The following is a 20,544-nucleotide window of genomic DNA, read 5'->3' as shown; positions in this document are numbered from 1 at the left end:
AGTGCACCTCTTATAGGGTGAGCCCATGCGCAGATTCCTTCCGCTCTCCGCCCACATGCGTCTCCTGTATTCCCTGGCGCTGGGGGTTTTGGCGGCGTTCTTCACGACGCTCGGCGCGGACGTGAAATGGGGAGTCCTGGTGGGCCTGACCGTCGTGGCACTGGCTTTCGTGGCACTCAATGGGGCCATCCTGTGGCCCATGGACGCGGACCAGACACAACGGCATTCACTGCGCGAGCAGTACAACCCGGTATTGGAAGAACTCCTGATCACCATCGCCGCGGTCGTCAGCATGGTTGGAATGGTCATGGTCATGGTCATCGACGATTCGGGCCGCGGTTCCCTCGCAGCTCTCATAGGCTTGGCCGGGGTTTTTCTCTCCTGGGCGATGCTCCACATGATGTACACGACCCAGTACGCCCACTTCTACTTCAGCGGCGACAAGGCAGGGGGCCTGGATTTCGGGGAGCCCGGGAAACCTTGTTACGTCGACTTTCTCTACTTCAGTTTCATGGTCGGCATGACCTATGGAACCACCGACGTCGGAGTGATGACGAGAAGATTGCGCGCCATCGTGCTGCGCCACGGGCTGCTGTCCTTCGTTTTCGGTACCGTGATACTGGCAACCGGTGTGAGCCTCGTGTCCGGGATCTTCACCTAGGTTCGGCTGCCTGCCGAACCTCACATGCCCTGGGTAATGATGTCCAGGACGTCGTTGTAATGCACGCCCCCGGGCTTGAGGAATGAGCCGTGAGTATCTCCGGACATTAAATGAAGGCTCGCAAGGCCACCGCCCTGCTGGACCGCCTGGATGTACCGTTGCGAATTCTGCCAGGTGACCACCGAGTCCGCGGTGCCGTGGACCGCGGTCACGGGAATGCCCGTATCGATATTCTGTATGGGGTCGACCTCGGCATACCGGGAGGCGACCTGTGACGGGGGACCGCCCAATGCGTTGTACATGTCCTCGCCACTTTTCCTGGACGCGTAGGTCATGTCCAGAGGTCCGGACAGGGAGACAATCCGGTCCGGCCGGTACTTCGGCTGTCCGCCCAATCGATCCCTGTGGGCAGCGCCGCGGGTACTCGCCCAAACGGCCAGTTGGGCTCCGGCGCTGTGACCGACCACTTCCGATCGTCCGGACAGCTCCGCATGATTGTTCATCAATTGCGGTACGTAATCCAAGGCCGAGGAGACGTCGGTGAAGGTCGTCGGCCAGCCCCCGCCGGAACCGACGCGTCGGTACTCGATGTTGTAGACCGCCACGCCACGAGCCGCGATTGCTCGGGCGTATTTGCTGAATTTGTCCGCGCCGATGGAGTGATGCCATGCCCCTCCATGGACGAGAACGACCATGGGAACCGTCTTTTCTTTGTGAATCCCACCCGGTAGATACAAGTCACCCCAATTCTGGGACGGATCCGCCTGCCCCTGAACGGGGTAATTGATTCGTTCAATTTGCAGCCCGCTTCTTTCCGCCACGGGCTGCTCGGCCAACGCCACGGTGGAATTCTGAACACTCAGGTGAGGGGGTTCGTCGGATGAATGTGCCGTGCACGAGACGAGCAGCAGAACCACCACGAAAACAACTATGGTTTTTCCGGTTCGCACTTTCCACATGGTCACAGGCTGGTCGACCGCCACTAGGGTCCTTTCCACAAAAATCAGCGAACTGGTCCTCGGTACCCCTTCGCAACGTGTCCTGACGATGTCTTCGAACACGACCCGACTGATAGAGGTTACACATCAGCCTAACTTCGATATAAACATCATTGACCGGCTACAAACGTTAACTTTCCGGCATAGGCCGGACAAATCAAGAATTTGGGGTATCTTCACTGGTAGTACCCAGGTTTTTCCGCCTCAATGGCCAAACTGTGAAGAGTCCACAATGAATTTCTCCCCACTGTCGAGGAGGATCACGCGCATAAGCGTCGCAACGGTCCTTGCCATCACCCTGTCGTGCGGCCCCGCTCCTGCAGTAACCGCTCCTGCCCGAGCCGTCGAGTCGGGTACCGCCGCAGCCACCGAAGTCACCCCCAAGGGACCAACGTTCAACGAAATCGCTCGGACCGTTTATATCCCGTCAGACGCCGGTGTGCGCTACTACATCGACGTCGCCGGCAAGAACATCACCAAAGAGGGTCTCCCCTACGCCAAACCCGGCACCTACACCGAGGACGAGGGCATAGCCCCCGGCGCCCCCATCACGGTAACTGCCAAATCAGCGGGCTCGGCGACCGTTCTGACCGGTACGACACGGTGGGAGACGACGTACCGAGATCGTCCCTCCTATTCTCTCGAGGCAGGGGACGAGTTCAACGACCCCTCCGCGCTGCCGTCGAGCCAATGGTCGGTCTACACGACCCGTGCTGCGAACCTCGGAAACAACGGGAACACCGTGTACACGCCGGAAAATGTTTCGGTCAAGGACGGAAACCTCGAGATCAGGACCGAGCGCCACTGCCTGGCCGGTTCGCAAGAGCCTTCGGCCCAAACCGTCAGCCCGGGCGGTGCCGTATGCCCCAGCGGAACCCGAACGGTATACACCTCGGGCCGGATCAATACGGACTTCATTTACAACGCGCCTTTCGAAATGGACGTTCGGGCGCGAATGTCGGATGACGTTGTCGATGGCCTCCACTTCGCGGCATGGATCCGCAACAACCAGCCGTATTGCACGCAAGCAGGGATCGAGAAATCGGCCATTTCGGAGCTGGACACCATGGAGATGTTCAGCCAGCACTCCTACACAACCAATACCTCACATATCTCGTGCACCAAACAGGACGACGGAGGAAGCGGGACCAAGCGCGATGCCCACAAGCTCGATACCCAGATCGCAGGCGCATGGCACAACTTCAAAATGACGTGGGACGGGTACGCGATCCGGTATTACCTGGATGGTCAGCTGGTTCCCTCCAGCTGGGGTCAAACCCCCGAAACCACGAGTTCCACGGTAGGGATGAGCGACGAGGAGTTCCGCGCGACCCTGAACGAGAACCCATATCAGGCGATCATCGATTCGTTGGCTTTCCCGACCGACACCGGCTGGATCAACCCGCCCTGCGCCGATCGGCCGTTCCCTGCACGAGTGGACAAGGTCGACTACATTCGCATGTCGCCCCGCGAGGATGTCTTCCCCACCGGCGCCATCAAGTCCAAGTGGAAAGAATCCGCTTGGCTCGGAGCACCGGTGACGGGTGAACGCGATGCAGAAGTACCGGGATCCCGGGTCCAGACTTTCGAGAACGGGTTGGTCTACTGGTCCGAGAGCACGGGGGCTCACTCCGTCCGTGGCGGCATCAAGGGGTCCTATGAAGCCCACGGTGCGGCGGGCGGCCTGCTCGGCCTGCCCACATCGGATGAACGCCAGCTGAAGGGTGGCGCGTCGCAAAGCTTCCAGGGCGGTCAGGTCCACTGGTCGCCGAGCACGGGCGGACACGCCAGCGGCGGGGCCATCCAGGCGTACTGGGCAGGTCAGGGCTGGGAGAACGGTTGGCTCGGATATCCGACCAGCGATGAGTTCACGGGCCTCGCCGGAGGCGGAGCATCCCAAACTTTCCAGAACGGAACCCTCTTCTGGGACGCTCGCACAGGCACAGTACATCCTGTCAACGGTGCGATCCTCGGGCGATACGGTCAATATCAGTGGGAATCCGGAAAACTCGGGTATCCCCGCACCGGCGAGCAGAAACTCAGAAATGGAGCCTCCCAGGTCTTCGATGGGGGCCAGATCCACTGGTCGCCGAGCACGGGCGCACATGCCACCGGCGGTGCGATCAAGTCCTATTGGGCCGACTCCGGTTGGGAAAACGGGTGGCTCGGTTACCCGACCGGTGAAGAGTCCCCCACCGGCGACGGCGGGGTCCGGCAAACGTTCCAGCACGGAACCGTGACCTGGCACAGGGACCGCCCGATCACGGCCGAGCGCAGATAGGGCAGACAATCACAAGGCGGCCAGGAGCTCGAGGCTCCTGGCCGCCTGCTCATGAAGACGTGCGCCGTAGAGGACTAGACGTGCATGTGCCGGTCACCGGCCCCGCCCGTTTTCCCTTCGTCGCCGCTTTGCGAGGCAGCGGCTCCGGCTGATTGTGGCGATTCCGGGGCAGGCCGGCCCATCCCCAACATTTCTTCGACGTGCGGCGACGTCCTGCGTGATTCTTCGACGGCCTCGACGATCCACGTTGCTCGGATGCTATTGGTGATGCGGCAGTCCAGGACGTACGTCCCGTCCTCGCCACTGGCCACCCATTGCTCGAAGTCGGCGAGGTCGCCCAGGCTGCGAACGGTGCTCCCTCGCGCGCCGAGAGCCGCGAAGATCCCCGCGAAGTCGACATCGGGAATCAGCATGGGCTCCGGAGCCAATCCGCGCGCTGCATATTGATGCACCTCGGCTCCGTATCCGGCGTCGTTCAGGAAAACGATCACGCCGCGACGGGTCGTTCGCACGAAAGTCTCCGCATCTGCGATCCCCATGAGACCACCACCGTCCCCAGAGACCAGCACGGGAAAACGGTCGCCCGCGGCGGTCACGACACCAGCAGCCGAAGGGAAGCCCAACCCGATCGATTGGAATTGCGTGCCCACGGTGATGTGGCTGTCCGGCTCGGTAACGCGGAGATAGGTCAGCGGCCACTGCATGAAATGGCCCCCGTCCGTGAAGACCACGCGGTCCTCGGGCAGGACCTCATTAAGGCGGCTCATGATGCGTCGAGGATCGAGCCGGCCATCCGGTGCGGTCTCGACCCCCTCGGTCCGCTCCTGGGCCTCGTCCGATGTGGGGGAACTGATCGGCTTGCGCCCGGAGACGCCCAACCGGTCGAGGTTCTCGCGAATCGAACGAACGGCGTCGCGGGAATCGGACCGGCAATACTGGTCCACCCGGGGGTTCGTGGCTTCGTCGGTGATACCGATCTGAATCACGCACGCCTTGTCCCCGAATGCATTCCCTAGAGCCATCGTGAACTGGTTGAGCCCCGCACCGACCACGAGGACGACGTCAGCCGCGGCGATCTCCCGGGCCGCCAACGGTGCGGAGAACCCGCCGCATACGCCGAGGTCACGATAATTGGTGACCCGGTCGGCCGCAACGGAGAAGTACCCCTGCGTCGGGACGGTCGTTGCGACGTCGGCCCCGAGGGCTTCCGCGAGCGAGCGGAGATCGGAACGAGCCTCCAGAGCCCCACGTCCGGCGAGAATCAGGGGACGTTGTGCGTCGGCGAGTGTGTGGGCGATCTTGGCCGCAAGCACCTGGTCGGCCCGAGGCAACGGCTCTGCCTCGGGGAGATCCGGAATGATTTCCCCCCGTTCGCCAATCAATTCAGGCGCGAGGTCGTAGGGGATCGCCAGGACGACGGGGCGCGAATTGCTGATCGCGTCCGCGAGCGCCTCAATGGTCACGCTGCCCGCGTCCTGCACCCCCACCGTGTATGTGGGCACGCCCATGGATTCGGCGGTCATGGTCTGGTCGATGTCCAACGGCCGCGGGCCGGTGGTCGGTTTGGAGCCCACGACCAGCACAAGCGGCATTTTGGCCAGCGAGGCCTCGGCCAAGGAGGTCAACGCGTTGGTGAACCCTGCCCCGTAGGTTGCGGTCGCAACCGCAACTTTGCGGGTCATCCGGTAATAGGCATCGGCCGAGGCCACAGTAGCGGTCTCGTGGCGAACGGGGATGGGCGGGACGCCCAGACGTTCGAGGGCATCAATGAAATAGGCGTTGCCGTTGCCCATGAGGCAGAAAAAATGATCGACATGGCGCGTCAGGGCGCGCGCAACCGTTTCGGATACGGATTGCATGATGTTCCTCCGGAACCACATATGAACTTGTAAGCCATATATGTCTCGCTCCGGGATCGCCGTAGCTGAGTGTCCCTTTTTCGAACACCGGACATAACCTGTGATGTCGGACACGCCTAACATAGGCCTTTCCGGCGGATTGCGCAACCGTTACCGCGCGAGGGCATCAAGAAGGAAGTCCCGCGCGGTTCCGGACCATCACCTCGCCCAAGCCCGCCTCAGGAGCCTGAGCCCTCTCCATGCGAGATCACGGCCGCTGCCCGTCCGAGCCTCGCGGCAATTTCCGCTCGGTCGCCTTCCCCCACAAAAACTGCCGCAAGGGCTGCCGGCTGACCGTCATCCAGGGTGAGGGGCACACCGACGGAATGCAGCCCCATAATGACCTCATCGGTCGTCTCGGCCCAACCCTTGGCCACCGCATTCTCAACCTGCGCTCTCTGCTCCCGAGTGATTCCTTCGGGCCACTGCTCCTCCGGGAGTATCGAAAGGATCGCTTTGCCCGGTGCACCCAACGTCACCGGGTGGCGAGTTCCTGGACGTTGGGCAACAACGGCGACGGTCTGCGGCGGCTCCACGCTCGCAAACGTCAGACATTCGCCCCGATCGTAAACCGCCAAGAAACACGTCATCCTCAAGTCACGGGCGGCGAGGGTCAACTCGGGCACGGCGACTGCCTGCAAGTCCCGCTCGACGCCGGCCGCGAGCGCCGCGAGCCGAGTCCCCAGTGCCAATCCGCCGGTATCTTTCCGAACCACCAACCCGTGCTCTTCCAGGGTGCGAATGAGGCGGTAGGCCACCGAACGGTGCACCCCGAGCTGCCGGGCGACGTCGTCGATACTCAGGGGTTCAGAGGCATCCGCCAGGATCTCCAGGACCCTCAGCCCCCTACTGAGAGTTTGCGATCCTGCTCCATTCGGCGCGGAGGGCATGGGCATATTTCACCTTCACTGAGATCCTTGCCACGTGTGACGTGGGTCGTATATGATTTATTCCAGATTCGCTATGTGAACAATACGTTCGCATATAGAACATCGAATATCAATCAAACTCCAACAGCGCGGTTGGGGAAGGAGTTCGTCTCACATGCAGTTCCACCATCACGGATACGTCTCGGGGGATCCGAAGATTAAGGAACCAGCCGGTTACGGCATCGACCGATCCGAGGAACTGCCCGACGAGATGGACGTTCTGATTGTCGGGACGGGGCCCGCCGGGATGATCCTCGCAGCGCAGCTCTCGCAGTTCCCGGAGGTCAACGCCCGCATCATCGAGCGCCGCCCCGGGCGCCTCGAGATCGGCCAAGCGGACGGTATTCAGGCACGCAGCGTCGAGACCTTCCAGGCCTTCGGTTTCGCCCGTCAGATCATCGACGAGGCATACCACATCACCGAAATGTGCTTCTGGAAACCGGACCCCCAGAATCCCGAGAACATTGTTCGTGCCGCCCGCCCCAGCGACGACCCTCAAGGTGTGAGCGAATTTCCTCACCTGATCGTCAATCAGGCACGAGTACTCGACTACTTCGCGGATTTCGCACGCCAGGCCCCGGGACGCATAACCCCCGATTACGGCATCGAGTTCTTGGACCTTCAGAACACGGGCGAAGGGGAATACCCCATCGCCGCCCGGTTGCGGTATACCGCCGGAGAACGCGACGGCGAGGAGCGCACGGTTCGCGCCAAGTACGTCGTCGGATGCGACGGCGCCCGTAGCCCCGTCCGCACCTCGATCGGCCGGAAGCTCACCGGAGACGCGGCAAACCACGCGTGGGGCGTCATGGACGTGCTGGCCACGACCGACTTCCCGGACATTCGCACCAAATGTGCAATTCAATCGGTGAACGGTTCGATCTTGCACATCCCCCGCGAAGGTGGACACTTGTTCCGGATGTACGTGGATCTGGGCGAAGTGCCCGTGGATGACAACCACGCCGTGCGCAACACGACCCTGGACGAGATCGTCGCCAAAGCCAACGCGATCTTGCACCCATATTCCGTCGATGTGAAGTCCGTGGCCTGGCACAGCGTGTACGAGGTGGGCCACCGACTGACGGACAAGTTCGACGACGTCCCCGACGAGGAAACGGGTCAGCGCACGCCTCGCGTGTTCATTACCGGCGATGCCTGCCACACGCACTCCGCCAAGGCCGGTCAAGGCATGAACGTCTCGATGCAGGACGGGTTCAACTTGGGCTGGAAGCTCGGGCACGTCCTGACGGGCCTGAGCCCGGAATCCCTGTTGACCACCTACTCCGAGGAACGGCAGGTCATCGCGAAGAACCTTATCGACTTCGACAAAGAGTGGTCGACCCTGATGGCCGCCAAGCCCGAGGACCTGCCCGACGAATCCTATCTGGAAGACTTCTACGTCAAAACGGCAGAGTTCCCCGCGGGGTTCATGACGGAGTATGCCCCGTCGATGGTCACGGCCGGAACAGATCATCAGGAGCTGGCCAGTGGCTTCCCAATCGGCAAGCGTTTCAAGTCGGCCAGGGTCAACCGAGTCTGCGATGCCAACCCACTGCACTTGGGGCACCTGGCCGAAGCGGACGGACGCTGGCGCATCTATGTTTTCGCCGATTCACCGGCCGCTGGAGAGGATTCCCAGCTCACCGAATTCGCGGATTGGTTCGCTCACGATCCGGCCTCGCCCCAGGTCAGGTACACGCCGCGAACCGGGGATGACGACGCCGTCTTCGACACCAAGGTCGTGTACCAGCAGCCTCACACGGAGGTCGACATCATGCGGGTTCCCCCGATCTTCAAGCCGTCGGTCGGAGAATTCGGCCTGACCTGCTTGGACAAGGTCTATGCGACGCTCCCGGACGACGACATTTTCGTAGAACGCGGGATCAGCAAGGACGGAGCGATCATCGTCGTGCGCCCGGATCAGTACGTGTCCGCAGTTCTGCCTTTGAACGACCGGCAAGGCCTCGCGACGTTCTTCGAGCCGATCCTCGCGGAACGCTGATAGGGCAGAAGCCGGACGGGGCGATCCGAAGGGCCACAGGATCGTCCGGTCCGGCTCCGCTCCACAAGCACTTCGAGGGGCGGAATCGGAAACTGCCGGAGCAAAACGGCCACGCCATAAACATAGCCACGCTTAACATTTCAGGCGGTTCCGTTCCTCTGCCCCTTGAATCCTGCCGGTGGGCGTCTGATCAAATTCTGAGGCTCTTCCCTGCCCGGCGAGTTGGTGGACACGTCCGGCGCACGTGGACATGATGGACTGATAATCCAATGTCTGTACGCGACGGAGTGAAACATGGCTGAGAGCCGAAATCCGCAACACAATTCCCCCAACTTCCTTTCGGAAGCAGACGCGATTGCCAACGAGCTCAGCCATCTCCGACGGACCCTTCACCAGAACCCGGAGCTCGGCAATGATCTGCCCCAGACCCAGGCGACCGTCATCGAGGCCCTGAACGGGTTGCCGCTCGAGGTCCACCGCGGCAAGAACGTCTCGTCCGTCGTTGCGGTCCTCGAGGGAGGCAAGCCCGGCCCGACCGTTCTTCTCCGGGGCGATATGGATGCCCTGCCCATCCGGGAGAATTCCGGCGAAGAGTTCTCATCCACCAACGGCAATATGCATGCATGCGGACACGACCTCCACACCTCAGGTTTGGTGGGAGCCGCCAAATTGCTCAGCGCGCATCAGGATGAGCTCCCCGGCAAGGTCGTCTTCATGTTCCAGCCCGGAGAAGAGGGCCCCGGCGGCGCGAAGCCCATGCTGGACGAGGGACTCCTCGGGGTCACCGGTGAACGCCCGATCGCCGCTTACGGATTCCATGTGGCCCCGGGCGAACCCGGTACTTTCGCATACCGCTCCGGCACGGTCATGGCGGGCGCCTACAACTTGAGCATCACGGTGCACGGCAAGGGCGGTCATGGTTCGGCCCCGCATTCCTCCCTGGACCCCGTGCCGCCGCTCACCGAGATCGCTTCGGCCCTTCAGAATGCCGTGACCAGGCAGTTCAGCGTATTCGATCCCGTGGTTGCGACGATCACCCAGCTCGAAGCGGGAACTGCTGCGGTCAACGTCATCGGCGACGACGCCCGCCTCGGCGCAACGGTGCGCGCCATGTCTCGTGAATCGGGCGACAAATTTGGCGTCGTCGTTCACCGCCTTGCAGAAAACATCGCCGCGGCACACGGTTGCACGGCAGAGGTCGAATTCTCGACCCTCTATCCACCGACAGTATGTGACCAGTCCGAGACGGAGTGGGCCGCCGCAGCCCTCCGGAATGCACTGGGCGAGGAATCCACCCGGGAGATCCCCGAACCCCGCATGGGCTCGGAAGACTTCTCCTTCGTTCTGGAAGAGGTCCCGGGGACATTCATGTTCGTCGGCGCAAGCTACCCGGGAGTGGACCCCATGACCCAGCCGATGAATCATTCCGCAGAAGTCCGTTTTGACGACGCCGTCCTGCCGACCCAGTCCGCGGCACTGGCAACCCTCGCGTTCGAACGCCTGAACGCCGCCTAGAGGCTCTCACCACTGCCCCTCCCGTCCGACCGAAACACCGCAAAGGACCCGATTTCCTCCGAAATCGGGTCCTTTGCGGTGAGCGGCCGCGACCCGGCCGACCGCGTCAGGCGGCGTCGTCCTGGAGGACACGCGTTCGGTAAACCGACGGCGATTCGCCGTACTCGGCCTTGAACGCCTTGCTGACGTGCGAGGGGTCCAACAACCCGTATCGGGCGCTGATGGTGTGCACCGTCTCGTTGCTCAATAACGGATTCGCGAGGTCCTGCCGGATCGCTTGCAGCCGTCGATTGCGGATGTAGGAAGCAACCGTCAGCCGGTGCGACGCGAATCGGCTGTGCAGCTGACGCACCGAAACGTAAAGATGTGCGGCTATCCGGCTGGGCCCGAGATCGGGGTCCGCGAGGTGGTGCTCGATAAAGGACATCGCCTCGTGGAGCAGGAAACTGTCCGCCAGGTCCTGGCCGTGATCCTGGGATTCGGCCGACAGGACCGTGACCAACATGTCCAAGGCCGAGCGAATGAGATTCATCGCGTGCGCCCCGTGGAGCAGATCCATATTCTGCGCCAACTGTTCGAAGAGCGGTACCGCTACTTTTCCCAGCCCCTGATCGCGGCTGATGGGTCGCGCCGTCACCATGCTCATCTGGTCCGGGGGCATCTGAACGTAGGATGCCGGGAAGTGAACCACCAGCCCGTGCTGAGGCTCGGTATAGGACAGCTCGTAAGGCCGTTGCGTGACGTACAGGGCCAAGTCCCCCGGATACAGGAAACACTCACGGTCGTCCTGGGCTAGCCTCGACGTCCCCGCGAGCTGAAGGCTCAACTTACAGAAGGCCGCTTCGTTGCCGGAAATGAGGTCGGGACTCCTGGTCACAATGTGTGGGTCAGTCACCATGTCATGCAGGTGCACATCCCCTACCGCAACCTGGTGGACTTCGGCCCGGAAGTCATGTCCCGGAGGAAATGTCATCCGCAGCGGAGCGAAGAATTCCGCAGCGAAGTCCCGCCACTCCTGCTTCGTCAGTCCGGATCGTGAAGCACGGGTCACATCTGCCGGATATTGGGTCACGTCATCACCTTCCAAGCTCTCCGACGAGGCCCCATTGCCCGTCGCTGCGGCGGAGTCTGCATGCCGGCCATTCCTTGTCGAATTTATCATCGCAGTGACCCGGAACACGCTTCAGGCCAAAAGGCCTGCACTGTAAAGCAACTAGTCGGCATGGGAATACAGAGAACATGGAAACATCTCATCCCAATGAAGCGAGGAGCCTCCATGAGTAAGCTGCCGTCCACCTACAGCGAGCTTCTGTCGAGTGTCGACGCGGGCCCCCGGGGCCGTGAAATCCATGATCCGGCCACCGGGGACCTGGTCGCTCATGCGCCTCGGCACACCACCGACGATCTCGACCGGGCAGTATCCACGGCACGAAAGGCGCAACCCGATTGGGGCAGTGTCAGCCACCAAGAACGCAGCAACCTCCTTCTTCAGGCCGCCGATGCCGTTGAATCCTGCGCAGAGCCATTGGCCGAACTGCTCTCCCGCGAGCAGGGAAAGCCGTTGAACGGCCCCAATGCCCGCTTCGAGGTCGGTGCCGCCGCATCCTGGTTGCGCGCCAACGCGAGTTTCGAACTTGACGAAACCACCTTGGTCGACGACGAGGAGACGCACGCCATCCTGCGGTACCGGCCGATCGGTGTCGTCGGAGCGATCGGTCCCTGGAACTGGCCGATGATGATCACCATATGGCAAATTGCCCCGGCCCTGCGCATGGGAAATACCGTCGTCGTGAAACCGTCCGAATACACACCTCTTAGCGTCCTGGCGTTGTGTTCGGTCCTCAATTCTGTTCTGCCCGACGGCCTGCTCCAGGTCGTTTCGGGTGACCGGGAGGTCGGAGCTGCCCTCAGCAGCCATCCGGATATCGACAAGATCATGTTTACCGGTTCCACAGCAACCGGCCAGAAGATCATCGAGTCCTCGGCCGAAACCGTCAAACGTCTCACCCTCGAGTTGGGCGGCAACGACCCGGGCATCGTGCTCGACGACGTCGACCCGTCCGACATCGCCGAAGGGCTGTTCTGGGGCGCATTCATCAACACGGGCCAGACCTGCGCCGCCCTCAAACGCCTCTACGTTCCGGATTCGATCTACGACGATGTCTGCCAGGCCCTCGTGGACATCGCACACAAGATGCCGATGGGCATCGGGCTCGACGAAGACAATGTATTGGGTCCGTTGCAGAACAAGGCACAGTACGACGTCGTGCACCGACTCGTGGAGGCCGCAAAGGACGGCGGCGGCCGCATCTTGATGGGCGGTGACCCCGCTGCCGACCAGTCGGGTTATTTCTATCCCACCACTCTGGTCGCGGACATCGACCCGGAAAATCCGTTGGTCACTGAGGAACAATTCGGACCGGCGTTGCCGATCATTCGGTATTCCACGGTTGAGGAAGCGATCGAGGCCGCGAACTCGGTCGACGTAGGACTCGGAGCCTCCGTGTGGTCCTCCGATACGGACAAGGCCCGCGAAGTCGCTTCCCGCATCGAATCCGGCACAATCTGGATCAACGGACACGGCGGCGTGGATCCTAGGATTCCGTTCGGCGGTGTCAAGAAGTCGGGTTATGGCCTCGAATTCGGTGTAGAAGGACTCAAAGCTTTGGGCGTTCCCCAGGTCATCAACGGTTAGGAGAAATCATGAGTACCACTGATTATGTGATCGTTGGTGCCGGATCGGCCGGCAACGTTCTGGCCCGCCGACTTCTCGACGCCGGTCATTCCGTGACTCTTCTCGAGGCCGGAGGCGAAGAGACCAATCCCGATATCCGGCATCTCTACGACCTGGGGAAGATATGGCACAGCCCCCAGGACTGGGACTACTTCACGGTTCCCCAGGAAGGTTGCTCGGGACGCCGACTTCACCTGCCGCGCGGCAAGGTCATGGGCGGTTCGCACGCATTGAACGCCTGCATCTGGGTCAGAGGAGCCAGGCGGGACTACGACACGTGGGCCTACCTGGGTTGTCCCGGGTGGACGTGGGACGAAGTCCTGCCGTATTTCATCAAGATCGAGAACTTCGACGGCCCGGCCTCGGACCTCCATGGGGCGGACGGCCCCTTAGACGTTCGGACAGAGTTCGAGCGGAACCCCATCCAGGAGGCTATGGTCGACGCCGCCCAAGAGGCCGGTTTCCCGTTGAACCCGGATTACAATTCCGGGGACCCGGAGGGAGTTTCCCGCATGCAGCTCAACGTCCGGGACGGGGAGCGCTACAACACGTGGCAGGCATACCTCGAGCCCGTTGCGTCCCTCGAAGCGCTGACGCTGATCACGGGGGCCCGTGTTCGAAGGGTCCTTTTCGAGGGAACGCGGGCGGTCGGGGTCGAGTACGACCAGGGCGGGGCCACGCACGAAGTTCACGGCGGCACGGTCATACTGTGCACGGGCGCCTTGGGAAGTCCGGAAGTCCTCCTGCGCTCGGGCGTAGGACCGCGGGAAGAGCTCGAGGCTCTGGGGATCAACGTCGTCGCCGATGTTCCCGGGGTAGGGAAGAACCTTCAGGATCACTTGTTGTCCCCCGTAATTTTCACGACGGAGGACTCGCACCCCGTCCCTGACCCGAATGTGGCTCCGGCAGAGGTTCACCTGTTCGCCAAGTCTCGCCCGGATTTGACGGTTCCGGACACGCAACCGATCTTCTTCTCGGTTCCCATGTATTCGGAGGGGTACAGCAAGGGCACGATGAACGGGCCGGACAAGGCGTTCAGCCTGCTCGGCGGACTCGTGCGGCCCGTCAGCCGAGGGTCCGTGACTCTGACAGGCTCCAGTCTCGATGAGCCGGTCGAAGTAGATCTGGGCGCACTGAGCCAGAAGACCGACGTCGACGCCCTTGTCGCATCGGTACGCCACTGTCGGGAGATCGGTCGGCAACCGGCCCTCGCGGACGCGTGGGGCGCTCAAGAAATATGGCCGGGTCCGGATGTCGCCGACGAAGACCTCGAGGAATATGTTCGCGATTCGGTCGTCACGTACCACCACCAGGTGGGAACCTGCGCCATGGGCAACGGCAAGGGCTCCGTCGTGGACCCCGATCGTCTTGCGGTCAAGGGCACGGAGGGTCTGCACGTCGTGGATGCTTCGGTGATGCCGTTGATTCCTACGGGCAACACCAACGCTCCGACCATCATGATCGCCGAGCGTGCCGCGGACAGCCTCGTCTAGCGCCGCACTTCGATCGCCGGAGAACCGAGAAGGCGCCACCAAGATACCCAATGGTGGTGCCTTTTCGGGGACTTGGCGATAGGGCCGTCGGGAGGCGCTAGATGCCGCGGCCAGGCGTGAGGATTCCGTTGGGGTCGAGGGCCGCTTTGAGGGCCCGCTGCGCGCGGAGGGTCGGCTCGTCGAATTGGAGAGGAAGCTCACGGTGCTTGATCGACCCGACACCGTGCTCTCCGGTGATCACCCCACCTAGGCTGATCGCAAGTTCCGTGATGCGGTCGACCACTTCTTCGGCACGGGCTCGGTCCTCGGGAGTCTCATCGGATTCGACGGCCGGGTGCAGGTTCCCGTCGCCCGCGTGGGCCAGGATACTGACCCCGCGCCCGGATTCTTCCGCGATTGCTTCAACGCCGCGGATCATCTCGACCAGTTGACCGACCGGAACCCCGACGTCGCAATGAACCGCGTACTTCCCCGCCATGAGCGCCCCGTTGGCCAATCGTCTCGCCTCCAGCAGGTCATTACCCTCCTGCACGTGCGTACGTGTTGCCCCCAATCGTTCACAGGTTGCCGCCAGAATTTCCGCGTCACGCTGCGCCGTCGGCCCCTCGGTCTGGCCCAGAAGCAACGCGGCCTCGGGCTGAGGAAGCCCGCTCGGCTCGAATTCCTCGATCAGGCGAGCGCAGATGGAATCGATCAGCTCGAGGACTTCTGGCCGCGGGTTGGTCGAGACGATCGAGGTGACGGCCCTGCCGGCCGACTCGATATCGTCAAAGCTCGCGAAGAACGTCCGCGGTGTTCCTTCCGGGACCGGTTTGAGGCGAACGGTGGCTCGCGTGATGACGCCGAGGGTCCCCTCCGAGCCCACGAAAAGAGGTGTCATGTTGAGCCCTGTCGCATTCTTGATGGTCCGCGCACCGGTGTGGATGATGCTGCCGTCCGCTAGGACCACCTCGAGTGCCGCAACCGCCGCGGCGGTGGTTCCATGAGCAATGCATCTCAGCCCGCCCGCGTCGGTTGCAATGTTGCCGCCGACAGTGGACAAATGCACGCTTGCCGGATCCGGGGCGAAGAACAGGCCGTGCCGCCGAACTTCCTCGTCCAGCTTCGAGGTGATGACCCCGGGTTCGACGTCGGCCAACCTGTTTTCGACGTCGATGTCCAGTACTTGATTCATTGCCTCGAGAGATATGACCAGCCCTCCCGGGTAGGAGACCGCCCCTCCTGAAAGGCCCGAGCCTGCCCCCCGCACAGAAACCGGAGTGCGTGTCTCGTTAGCCCATGCCAAGGCCGCGGAAACGTGTTCGGCGTTTCGTGCGAGGACCACACCCAGCGGCGCGCCTTCCGGCACAGCGAGTGAACGGTCGTCCGAAAAGTCACGGAGGGTTACCGGGTCTGTGAGAAGCCGGCCGCCGAGGCGATCTTTCAACGCGTCAGTACTGGCCTCAGGGCCTTTTGGGGTCGTCATTGTCCCTCTCCTGATTAATCGGCTTGCGGGCCGCCCTCATGGGGACGCCCCGCAAGGGTGCACTCTAGAACTCTCCCGTCGGGTGGAGCAGCGTCCGAACCGCGACCGAAAGCGTCGCCAAGTCGACCTGCTGGGAGCCTTCCGAGTAGCCCTGGATTTCCAGGTCCATCTCGTCGGTCAACCTCGCGATGCTCGGAGCATAGGCCGGGTGGTCATCTTCCCACTCGAGCAACGCCGAACGGGCTTCTTCGGGCCCGGTGATCCGGGCAGTCCCGGGAAGGTCCTCGAGCACACGCTTCGTGAACTCTTCGGTCGCCCGGTACAGGTCTGATCGCAACGATGCGCGCGCGATCGATTCCCACCGACCGACACGAGGCAACTCGGTGACCGCCCTCAACAATTCGTGCACGGCATACCGGTCCATCACCGCAAAGTACACCAACGCGGCCTGACGAGGTTCGACGCCGGTTTCCTCTGCAACCAGCCCGACGTCCAGGAGAGTCAGCGATTCCCAGAGCTGCGCCCAAGAACGTGCCAGCTCGTCGTTGAGGCCCCACTCCTCGGCTTGGTCGAATCGGCGGCGGATCGAGGCCTCGGACTTCTGTCCCACGAGCTCCAGCACGTCGTCGCGGAGTGCGACGCCGGGGCATAGCTCTTCGATGACGGAAGCGATAACATCGCGACCCGCCCGGGTGTCGTCGCCCTTCGCAACGAGTCCGTGACGGATGACCCAGCGAACGGCCCTGTCCGTGAACCGCTGAATGTCCTGGATGACCGTCCGCCACGCTTCGGGGTCGGCGTCGGCCGGGATCTCCCGGTGAAGTCTGCGCAGTTTCCGCACGTCGAACAGTTCGCGGATCGCCAGGAAGGCGCGCGCGACGGTCACGACCGAAGCGCCGGTCTCTTCCATGACTCGGAAAGCGAAGACGATGCCCGCTGTATCCACGATCTCATTGGCAACGCGTGTGCAGATGATCTCGCGCCGCAAAGGGTGCTCGCCGAAGTGCTGTCCGAACCTTTCCGTAACGGGTTCGGGGAAGTACTCGTGAAGGACTTCCTCGAGCCAAGGATCGTCGCCGAACCCGGCGTCCAACAGAGCCTGTGTCAGTTCGATCTTGGAATAAGCGGTCAGGACGGACAGCTCGGGGCTCGTGAGCCTCTCACCGTTCTCACGCCGTTTCTCGAGCTCCTTGTCCGACGGCAGGAATTCGACGTCGCGGTTGAGGCCGGCGTGCTCCTGGAGGAAGTGGATGAATCTCGGCGCGCTGCTGTTGGTCGGTCGGGTTCCCAGCCGTTCGGCATGGAGCAACATGTTCTGGTCACGGTTGCTCCGCAGAACCATCTCGGAGACTTCGTCGACCTGTTCTTCGATAAAACGAGCGCGTTCCTCACGGTTGATTTCTCCCCGCTCGACCAGTCGGTCGACCAGGATCTTGAGGTTGACCTCCCGGTCTGAGGTCTCGACCCCGGCAGAGTTGTCCACCGCGTCGGTGTTCACCAGGATCCCGTTCTTGGCCGCCTCGATGCGTGCACGTTGGGTCAGACCGAGGTTTCCGCCTTCGCCGACCACACGGACGCGAAGCTCTGAGGCATCGATGCGAAGAGGGTCGTTGTCCTTGTCCCCGGCGTCCTGATGAGTTTCGGTGGATGCCTTGACGTACGTTCCGGCTCCTCCCGTGTAGAGCAGGTCCACGGGTGCGCGAAGGATCGCGGAAACCAGTTCCGCGGGGGAAAGCCGCTTGGTGTCTTCACCCAGCCCCAGCGCTTCGCGCGCCTGGGGTGTGATCGTGATCGACTTGTCGGTCCGTTTGTAGACCCCGCCTCCCTCGGAGATGAGAGACGTATCGTAATCCGTCCAGTACGGCCTCGGCAGGTCGAACAGACGCTGGCGCTCCGCGAAGGACCGGGTGACATCCGGGTTGGGGTCGAGGAAGATGTGCCGGCTGTCGAAGGCGGCCACGAGTTTGGTGTGTTCGGACAGCAGCATCCCGTTGCCGAAGACGTCTCCGGCCATGCCACCGATGCCAACGGCGGTGAAGTCCTCGGTCTGACAGTCCACACCCAACGAGGCGAAATGCCGCTTAACCGATTCCCACGTGCCTTTGGCCGTGATGCCCATTTCCTTGTGGTCGAATCCCACAGACCCGCCCGAGGCGAAGGCATCTCCCAGCCAGAAGCCGTTGTCCTGGGAAATCGAGTTGGCAAAATCGGAGAAGGTCGCGGTTCCCTTGTCTGCGGCGACCACGAGGTAATGGTCCGGCTCATCCAGCACGACCACGCCCTCAGGCGAGACGACCTCGTGTTCTCCGTTGTCTCGGGTCACCATATTGTCGGTGACGTCCAGCAAAGACTGGATGAACAGACGGTAGGATTCTTCGCCTTCTTTCTGGTAGCCCTCGGGGTCTTCGTCGCGGCCCGGGGCGTTCTTGGGGAAGAAGCCTCCCTTGGCGCCGGTCGGGATGATGACAGAGTTCTTGGTCATCTGGGCCTTGACCAGGCCGAGAATCTCGGTGCGGAAGTCATGCCGGCGGTCGGACCAGCGCAACCCGCCTCGGGCTACCTTCCCGAACCGGAGGTGGACGCCCTCGACCCGGGGCGCGTAGACCCAGATTTCGAAGGCGGGGCGAGGCAAGGGGGCTTCTTCGATTTCTCGCGGGAGGAGCTTGAGAGCTATGGATTCCTTGCCCAGGTAAGCATTGGTGCGGACAGTCGCGGAGACGACCTCCGTCATCGTCCGGAGGAAACGGTCCTGTGTCAGGTCAGGGACGTCGTCGAGAGCATCGAGGATCCGCCCACGGATTTCTTCCTGCTTCTCGCGACGCCGATCCGCGGCGGCACCACTTTCCCACTTGGGGTCCAGTCCCACCTCGAACAGCTCGACCAACAGCTTGGTGACGTGGGCATTCGCGACCAAGGTATCCGACATGAAATCTCTGCTGTACCCGACCCCGAGTTGCAGCAAGTAACGACAGTAGGCCCGCAGCACCGCAACGGTGCGCCAAGAAAGAGACTCGAACATGACCAATCGGTTGGCGGAACCGGCTTCGGCCCGACCCGCGAGCACCGCGCAAAGGGCCTCTTCCAAGAGAGGCAGCACTTCGTCAACGTTCACGGTTTCGGGGAAGACGACTCCGAAGTCGTAGAGCGCAAAAACTGCACCATCGGCGTTTCGGACATCGTAGGGGATCTGGTCCACCACGTGAAGACCCAGGTTCTGCAAGATCGGCAGAAGATCCGAGAGGGCCCGGGGTTCACGAAGGTAGACGCGGAGTCGAACTTCCTTCTCCGAAACGGGATTCTGGTTGTCATTTTCTGAGGGACGGAAAAGTCGAATCGCAGCGGGACGCTCGGGGCCGGCTTGTGCCAAATCCTGCAGTATTGAGGTGTCAGTGTGCTCCTCGGGAAGCTCGTACCGCACGCGTTCCACAGTTGTACCGGTTTTCTCCTGGTGAGCCATGCGACTCCCCCTTCCCTACAGACATGAGCCGCACAGGTGGCTCAAGTTACGTTTTTCCAAGGTTAAGGCTCGGGTGCGTCATAAATAGAGCCAAGACCAAGATGTGGAAAAACGTTACGTGCGCGAGTGGCCCGCCGAATGGGCAATATCGTTCGTCTCTTCGCCCTTCACGAAGCCGCGCGCGTCCCGGCCCGCGGTGTCTTTTCATGACGTCGCAAAATGGCCACCGTTGTCACACGGAGCAATATAGGGTTGGGGTGAATCGATCCGGAGGATGAATGAGCGAAGAACGCACTGACCGAGACTGGATTTCCCGCACTGTCCTTCCCGGCGGCGAGGAGCCGGACCCACGGTTCACCCTCGCCAACGAGCGCACTTTTCTCGCCTGGATCCGCACGTCCCTTGCCTTCCTCGCCGGCGGTATCGCGCTGGAGACCATCGGCGACGGAATCTTCCCGGAGGGTGTCCACCGGGCTTTGTCGATTCTGGTCATCGCGATCGCATTCCTGATCAGCTTGGGGGCGGCGGTTCGCTGGTGGCGCATCGAGGACAATATGCGCAAGGGCCGGCCGTTGAGCCTGCCCCTTATTGTCCCGTTGCTCAGCCTGGGCGGAGCCGTTGCGGCTTGCCTCATCTTCGGCATGATCCTCGGCTGATCGTGCATATCGACCCCGAGGCCGATTCGCCCGCCGATCCTGGTCTGCAGCCGGAGCGGACTGCGCTCGCTTGGGGCCGCACGCTTCTCGCTGTCGGCGTGGTCGGGGCCGGATTCCTGAGGTGGCTCCCCCACTTCGGGTGGTGGGTGGTGCTTTTGGCCCTTCTGGCCTGGCTCGTTTCTCTGTCGATCTACGGGACCCAACGTCGCCGTTACCGGCGGCAGTCCCGGGGCGTCCGCCACGGTTCTCTGTCCGCCGCCCCGGTCGCGGTCCTTGGAACCGGGGCCGCGGTCGCGTGTCTGTGCGTGATCGGCGTCGTAATCATCCTGGTGACCCGCGGCTAACCGCGCCGTCGGCCCTCACCCGTGACCCACGGTGGTTACTTTCGCCGACGCCGAAAGCCAGCTTCTCCCCCAACGCATGACGCCGGGCCGGAACGTTGGCGTTCCGACCCG

Annotated in this window: 14 protein-coding genes; 8 read left to right on the top strand and 6 right to left on the bottom strand. The window is 62.4% G+C overall.

Features of this window, described 5'->3' with window-relative positions; translation table 11 throughout:
- Positions 1-25 precede the first annotated feature (25 nt).
- Positions 26-661: a DUF1345 domain-containing protein gene (locus EWR20_RS08270; RefSeq protein WP_129360207.1), complete on the top strand. Its 636-nt coding sequence runs from the start codon at positions 26-28 to the stop codon at positions 659-661.
- A 20-nt stretch (positions 662-681) separates the two neighbouring features.
- Here EWR20_RS08270 and EWR20_RS08265 read toward each other — a convergent pair whose 3' ends face one another.
- Complete coding sequence (locus EWR20_RS08265) at positions 682-1,644, bottom strand: alpha/beta hydrolase (protein WP_165000997.1); 963 nt, start codon at positions 1,642-1,644, stop codon at positions 682-684.
- 247 nt (positions 1,645-1,891) lie between these two features.
- Between EWR20_RS08265 and EWR20_RS08260 the strand changes: the two genes are divergently transcribed.
- On the top strand, positions 1,892-3,940 hold the full coding sequence (locus tag EWR20_RS08260; RefSeq protein ID WP_165000996.1) for a family 16 glycosylhydrolase: 2,049 nt from the start codon (positions 1,892-1,894) through the stop codon (positions 3,938-3,940).
- A gap of 74 nt (positions 3,941-4,014) precedes the next feature.
- Here EWR20_RS08260 and EWR20_RS08255 read toward each other — a convergent pair whose 3' ends face one another.
- Both EWR20_RS08255 and EWR20_RS08250 read right to left on the bottom strand, forming a co-directional pair.
- A complete protein-coding gene (locus tag EWR20_RS08255) occupies positions 4,015-5,799 on the bottom strand; it encodes a thiamine pyrophosphate-binding protein (RefSeq protein ID WP_129360204.1) in 1,785 nt (594 codons plus the stop codon).
- Between the two features lie 218 nt (positions 5,800-6,017).
- Complete coding sequence (locus tag EWR20_RS08250) at positions 6,018-6,734, bottom strand: IclR family transcriptional regulator (protein WP_129360203.1); 717 nt, start codon at positions 6,732-6,734, stop codon at positions 6,018-6,020.
- A gap of 148 nt (positions 6,735-6,882) precedes the next feature.
- Here EWR20_RS08250 and EWR20_RS08245 point away from each other — a divergent pair, with 148 nt between their 5' ends.
- Both EWR20_RS08245 and EWR20_RS08240 read left to right on the top strand, forming a co-directional pair.
- The gene (locus tag EWR20_RS08245; protein WP_129360202.1) at positions 6,883-8,769 is read left to right on the top strand and encodes an FAD-binding monooxygenase; all 1,887 of its coding nucleotides are present in this window, start codon (positions 6,883-6,885) and stop codon (positions 8,767-8,769) included.
- A gap of 294 nt (positions 8,770-9,063) precedes the next feature.
- The gene (locus EWR20_RS08240) at positions 9,064-10,284 is read left to right on the top strand and encodes a M20 metallopeptidase family protein (protein WP_129360201.1); all 1,221 of its coding nucleotides are present in this window, start codon (positions 9,064-9,066) and stop codon (positions 10,282-10,284) included.
- A 106-nt stretch (positions 10,285-10,390) separates the two neighbouring features.
- On the opposite strand, the gene EWR20_RS08235 is transcribed toward EWR20_RS08240, so the two are convergent.
- Positions 10,391-11,356 carry an AraC-like ligand-binding domain-containing protein gene (locus tag EWR20_RS08235; protein WP_238147667.1) on the bottom strand — a complete coding sequence of 322 codons (966 nt, stop codon included), beginning with the start codon at positions 11,354-11,356 and terminating at the stop codon, positions 10,391-10,393.
- Between the two features lie 204 nt (positions 11,357-11,560).
- Between EWR20_RS08235 and EWR20_RS08230 the strand changes: the two genes are divergently transcribed.
- Complete coding sequence (locus tag EWR20_RS08230; RefSeq protein WP_129360199.1) at positions 11,561-12,979, top strand: aldehyde dehydrogenase family protein; 1,419 nt, start codon at positions 11,561-11,563, stop codon at positions 12,977-12,979.
- Positions 12,980-12,987: 8 nt separating this feature from the next.
- Entirely contained in the window at positions 12,988-14,511 is a 1,524-nt protein-coding gene (locus EWR20_RS08225; RefSeq protein WP_129360198.1) for a GMC family oxidoreductase, read from the top strand.
- A 97-nt stretch (positions 14,512-14,608) separates the two neighbouring features.
- On the opposite strand, the gene EWR20_RS08220 is transcribed toward EWR20_RS08225, so the two are convergent.
- Positions 14,609-15,976: an FAD-binding oxidoreductase gene (locus tag EWR20_RS08220; protein ID WP_129360197.1), complete on the bottom strand. Its 1,368-nt coding sequence runs from the start codon at positions 15,974-15,976 to the stop codon at positions 14,609-14,611.
- Between the two features lie 64 nt (positions 15,977-16,040).
- Positions 16,041-19,433 (bottom strand): NAD-glutamate dehydrogenase domain-containing protein, encoded by a 3,393-nt coding sequence (locus tag EWR20_RS08215; RefSeq protein WP_129360196.1) that lies wholly within the window; start codon positions 19,431-19,433, stop codon positions 16,041-16,043.
- 278 nt (positions 19,434-19,711) lie between these two features.
- Between EWR20_RS08215 and EWR20_RS08210 the strand changes: the two genes are divergently transcribed.
- Together EWR20_RS08210 and EWR20_RS08205 are read left to right on the top strand one after the other, a co-directional pair.
- Positions 19,712-20,089 (top strand): YidH family protein, encoded by a 378-nt coding sequence (locus tag EWR20_RS08210; protein ID WP_129360195.1) that lies wholly within the window; start codon positions 19,712-19,714, stop codon positions 20,087-20,089.
- A 2-nt stretch (positions 20,090-20,091) separates the two neighbouring features.
- A complete protein-coding gene (locus EWR20_RS08205; RefSeq protein WP_238147666.1) occupies positions 20,092-20,433 on the top strand; it encodes a DUF202 domain-containing protein in 342 nt (113 codons plus the stop codon).
- Positions 20,434-20,544 lie beyond the last annotated feature (111 nt).

It is taken from the genome of Rothia uropygioeca (assembly GCF_004136585.1).
In the GTDB taxonomy this organism is placed as follows: Bacteria; Actinomycetota; Actinomycetes; order Actinomycetales; family Micrococcaceae; genus Rothia.
This window is presented reverse-complemented; position numbering and strand designations above follow the sequence as displayed.